Genomic DNA, 3,973 nt, shown 5'->3' on the forward strand with positions numbered 1-3,973 from the left:
TGCATGCACAGGGTCCAGGCTTCGAGGGTGGCGGGGTCGTCATCGACGAGCAATACGGTTTTCATCTTGCTGGCGGCTTTGATGATCGTCCTGATGATTGGAGAGTTGCGGAGTCAGACAGCGCAAAGCAAAGTTTGGTTGCACGCAATTTCTATTGCGCTTACTTACAGTATGGTTGTCCGCGACGTTCATGCGTTGCTTGCGCGTTGCCCGTGACTCCCCGCTTTTAACGTGCTTTTCAAGACTGCTTGCGCTTGCCTTGACTGCTGATTAAGGCAAGCCTCAAAGCAGGCTTGGCCCACTTATATAGCTTTTATCGCACGTATGCTAATGGGGTTTTGCCGGTCCCGCATTTGCGGTAACAAGTGCCTGTGGCAAGGCCCCACACACGCTATTTCATACCGATACGAACCGCTTCTCGCTGCCGTCCCGCTTCCCGGATTGCATCGATCAGGCTATCCAGCGCAGGCGAGCGGACGCGGTCATGACGCAGTATCAGGCCGATGGGTTCATCAGCGCCGGCGAAGGGCATCGGCAAGCGGGCCAGCAGCTTCAATCCGATGTCATGCTCCACCACGCTCGAGGGCACGAACCATACCGCGTCGTTGTGCAATGCAAGGGCGCGCCCAAGCGACACCGACAAGGTTTCAATCAGCGAACTCAGTGCCTGCGCGCCAAATGCCGTCAGGACGCTTTCAGCGGACTGGCGGATCAACGTCCCAAAAGGCGGCACGACCACCGGAAAACGCGCAAGCACCGACGCCGTGATATTGCTTTCATGCACGAGTGGATGATCGTGGCGCACGACGACTGTCAGCGGCTCACGATACAACTGCTCGAACGTCATCCCCTGCATGCCTTCCGGTTCGGACAGCCGACCGATGACCAGGTCGGTATCGGCAGATTTCAGGCGTTCGAGCAACTGCGAGTTCGAGCCGGTCCATACCCGCACGGAGACATCCGGCCAGTGCGCCCGAAACGCGGCAAGCGTGGGCGGCAGCAACGCGGGCGCGACGGTCGGCAAGACGCCTAGCGCGACCGTGCCGGGCAAGTCGACGCCGTGCCGGGACAACTCATCCACCCCTTCGCGCAAGGCTCCTACACAGGCTGCGGCATGTGGAGCAAACAAGCGCCCCTCGCGCGTGGGCGCGGCGCCTCGGCGGCCCCGTTCGAACAGCCGGACGCCGAGGATGGATTCCAGCTCGCCTATAGTCTTCGATACCGCCGGCTGCGTGATCGAGAGGCTGTCGGCGGCGCGCTGCACGCTGCCGAACTGGGTCACTGCCAGGAAGCATTGGAGATGCCGGAACTTGATCCGGCCGCTGGTCAGGTTGGCGAGCGGCATGATTGGCTTGTCCGGCTTCAGCGTGTTCGACGCCCCCGCCGGGACGGACGGAATAGGGTTTTTAGCCATTACGATTGGTTATGTCTGAATGCATAAAACGTCATTTTCCATAACTTCACCGTTTCGATAAAGTATTGATTCATATTTTAAAAGTCGGAGACAGAAAAGTGACTACCCCGGTGACCTCCCCCTCCCTCATCCTGAACCCGCGCGACTGGGATTCCCACCCGCCTTATCGCCATGCGGGCTACAAATCGTCGGTGCTTCGCAGCCCGTCGCGTCCGTTGATTGCGCTGAAAGAGAACCTGAGAGACCGGCGCGTGCCGGTATATGGCGCGGATGATCTCGGCAAACTCGATCATGACCTCACGCGCAACGCCGCGAAGAATGGCGAGCCGCTGGGCGAACGCATTATCGTGGCGGGCCGCGTGCTCGACGAAGGCGGCCGGCCGGTGCGCAATACGCTGGTCGAGATCTGGCAAGCAAACGCGGCCGGACGTTATGTTCACAAAGCCGACCAGCACGCCGCACCGCTCGATCCGAACTTCCTGGGCGCCGGCCGTTGCCTGACCGATAACGAAGGGCGGTATCGGTTTCTCACGATCAAGCCGGGCGCGTACCCGTGGGGCAATCATTCGAACGCGTGGCGTCCGAATCACATCCACTTCTCGTTGTTCGGTGACTACTTCGGCTCGCGTCTTGTCACGCAGATGTATTTCCCCGGCGACCCGCTGCTCGATCTCGACCCGATCTTCCAGGGCACGCCGGAACATGCGCGCGACCGGATGATCTCGCGCTTTTCCATCGATACAACCGAGGAAGGTTATGCGCTCGGTTACGAGTTCGACATCGTGCTGCGCGGTGCGAAGCAGACCCCGACGGAGGCTTGAACATGACTATCTATAAACAAACGCCGTCGCAAACGGTCGGACCGTACTTCGCCTACGGCCTGTGTCCCGAGCAATACAACTTCGACCTGAAGAGTTTGTTCACGCCGTCAATCGCCGATCGTGAATCGGCCGGACAGCACATCAGCATCGTGGGGCAAGTGTTCGACGGCGAAGAGAAAGTCGTTGGCGATGCCGTCGTCGAAATGATTCAGGCCGACTCCACCGGTCGCTATGTGAGCACCCCAGCAGAGGCACGCAAGTCGGGTTTTCGCGGCTTCGCGCGCGTGGGCACGGGGACCGATCCGGAGTTGCGCTTCGTTGTGGACACGGTCAAGCCGGGTAGTACGGAAGGTGATTCGGCACCGCACATTGATGTGATCGTGCTGATGCGCGGCATGTTGCTGCACGCCTATACGCGCATTTATTTCGACGATGAAACCGAGGCTAACGCTCGCGATAACGTCCTTGCGCAGGTTCCTGCGGAGCGGCGCGGCACGTTGATTGCAAAGCGTGAGGCGGGGACATCGAATACGATTTATCGCTTCGATATCCATCTGCAAGGGCCGAAGGAAACGGTGTTCTTCGATCTTTGAGCGGTTCATGGTGAGCAGGCAGAGCGTCCGGCGCGATGGTTTATGATGTCGGTCGCTCGAACTTGCCTGTGATTCCCCTATGAAAGACGCTCAGTCCGCTAGTCCGTTGTATCTCAAACTTCTCGCCGAAACCGCACAGATCGAATGGTCTGAGCTGCAGCGGTTTTTCGCGCGCGGTGTGCTGTTGAAAGTGGCACGCGATATCGATCTGGTGAGTGTCGCCGAAGCCGTTGCCAGTGACGATACGAAGCAGGTCGCCGAGTGGTTGTCGGCCGGAATGCTCGAACGCGTCGAGCCCGCGACGGCGGAGGATCTTGCTACTCGCGATCCCGAACTGTGGGCTGTTGTGGTGTCACCGTGGGTGTGTGTGCAGGAACGTGGGTGAGGGGTTCCCTCTCACCTCCCCGATAACTTCCGCCAAAGCGTCGTCTTGCTGATGCCGAGCGCCCGGGCGACCTCCTCCCGATTCCCATCGAACGAATCCAGCATCGCGCGAATCTCGTCGGCTTCAACTTTGCGGCTGCGCTGCTTCAGCGTTTCCGGGCCCGAAGCGGCTTCGTCTTCTTGAAGTTCCGGCGCGATCGACTTCAGCAGTTCAGGCGTTACTCGCATCCCCGGTATCTCGTCCAGTTCCACCGCAATCCGCTCAATCACGTTCTGCAATTCGCGCACATTCCCAGGCCATCGGTACGCAGCCAGCAACGGCAACGCCGGCTCAAGCACCGCATGCGCCGCATCGACCGACGCGACGCGTCCCGTCTGCCACAACAACTGCGTAGCCAGCCCGGCAATATCCGATGAGCGCTCACGCAGCGGCGGCAAGGCAAGATTCAAGATATTCAGCCGATAATAAAGATCAGCCCGAAATTGACCCGCTTGCACGCGCTCACTCAGACCGCGATGCGTCGCAGCCACCACGCGCACGTCGACTTGCAGCGGTTCCGTGGACCCTAAACGCACCACTTCACGCTCCTGCAGCACGCGCAGCAAACGGCTTTGCAAAGGCATCGGCATCTCGCCGATTTCATCGAGAAAAAGCGTGCCGCGATGCGCCGATTCAATCAGCCCCGCCTTCCCCCCGCGTCGCGCGCCGGTGAACGCACCTTCTTCGTAACCGAACAATTCGCTTTCCAGCAACGTCTCCG

The 3,973-nt window shown here is 59.9% G+C and carries 6 protein-coding genes; 4 read left to right on the plus strand and 2 right to left on the minus strand.

The annotated features are described in order from the left end of the window. On the plus strand, nucleotides 1–230 hold a 230-nt coding region (locus JWR14_RS30025; RefSeq protein ID WP_299716571.1), incomplete at its 5' end, for a hypothetical protein. Between the two features lie 161 nt (nucleotides 231–391). On the opposite strand, the gene pcaQ is transcribed toward JWR14_RS30025, so the two are convergent. Beyond that, complete coding sequence (pcaQ, locus tag JWR14_RS30030; protein WP_299716581.1) at nucleotides 392–1,345, minus strand: pca operon transcription factor PcaQ; 954 nt, start codon at nucleotides 1,343–1,345, stop codon at nucleotides 392–394. 179 nt (nucleotides 1,346–1,524) lie between these two features. On the opposite strand from pcaQ, the gene pcaH reads away from it, so the two are divergent. The 3 genes from pcaH to JWR14_RS30045 all read left to right on the plus strand — a co-directional run bounded on the left by pcaH (nucleotide 1,525) and on the right by JWR14_RS30045 (nucleotide 3,213). Beyond that, complete coding sequence (gene pcaH / locus JWR14_RS30035; RefSeq protein ID WP_299716584.1) at nucleotides 1,525–2,235, plus strand: protocatechuate 3,4-dioxygenase subunit beta; 711 nt, start codon at nucleotides 1,525–1,527, stop codon at nucleotides 2,233–2,235. Between the two features lie 2 nt (nucleotides 2,236–2,237). Further along, entirely contained in the window at nucleotides 2,238–2,828 is a 591-nt protein-coding gene (gene pcaG / locus JWR14_RS30040; RefSeq protein ID WP_299716573.1) for a protocatechuate 3,4-dioxygenase subunit alpha, read from the plus strand. Nucleotides 2,829–2,907: 79 nt separating this feature from the next. Beyond that, the gene (locus JWR14_RS30045) at nucleotides 2,908–3,213 is read left to right on the plus strand and encodes a DUF2288 domain-containing protein (protein ID WP_299716575.1); all 306 of its coding nucleotides are present in this window, start codon (nucleotides 2,908–2,910) and stop codon (nucleotides 3,211–3,213) included. 11 nt (nucleotides 3,214–3,224) lie between these two features. Here JWR14_RS30045 and JWR14_RS30050 read toward each other — a convergent pair. Further along, nucleotides 3,225–3,973 (minus strand): sigma 54-interacting transcriptional regulator (locus JWR14_RS30050; protein WP_299716578.1); only part of this gene is annotated, 749 nt, incomplete at its 5' end.

It is taken from the genome of Caballeronia sp., assembly GCF_028292365.1.
GTDB lineage: Bacteria > Pseudomonadota > Gammaproteobacteria > Burkholderiales > Burkholderiaceae > Caballeronia.

What these genes read in the sequence shown, in the direction of transcription:
- pcaG (WP_299716573.1), top strand. Translation starts at nt 2,238, where the DNA reads ATGACTATCTATAAACAAACGCCGTCGCAAACGGTCGGACCGTACTTC.
- pcaQ (WP_299716581.1), bottom strand. Translation starts at nt 1,345, where the DNA reads ATGCCGCTCGCCAACCTGACCAGCGGCCGGATCAAGTTCCGGCATCTC.
- JWR14_RS30045 (WP_299716575.1), top strand. Translation starts at nt 2,908, where the DNA reads ATGAAAGACGCTCAGTCCGCTAGTCCGTTGTATCTCAAACTTCTCGCC.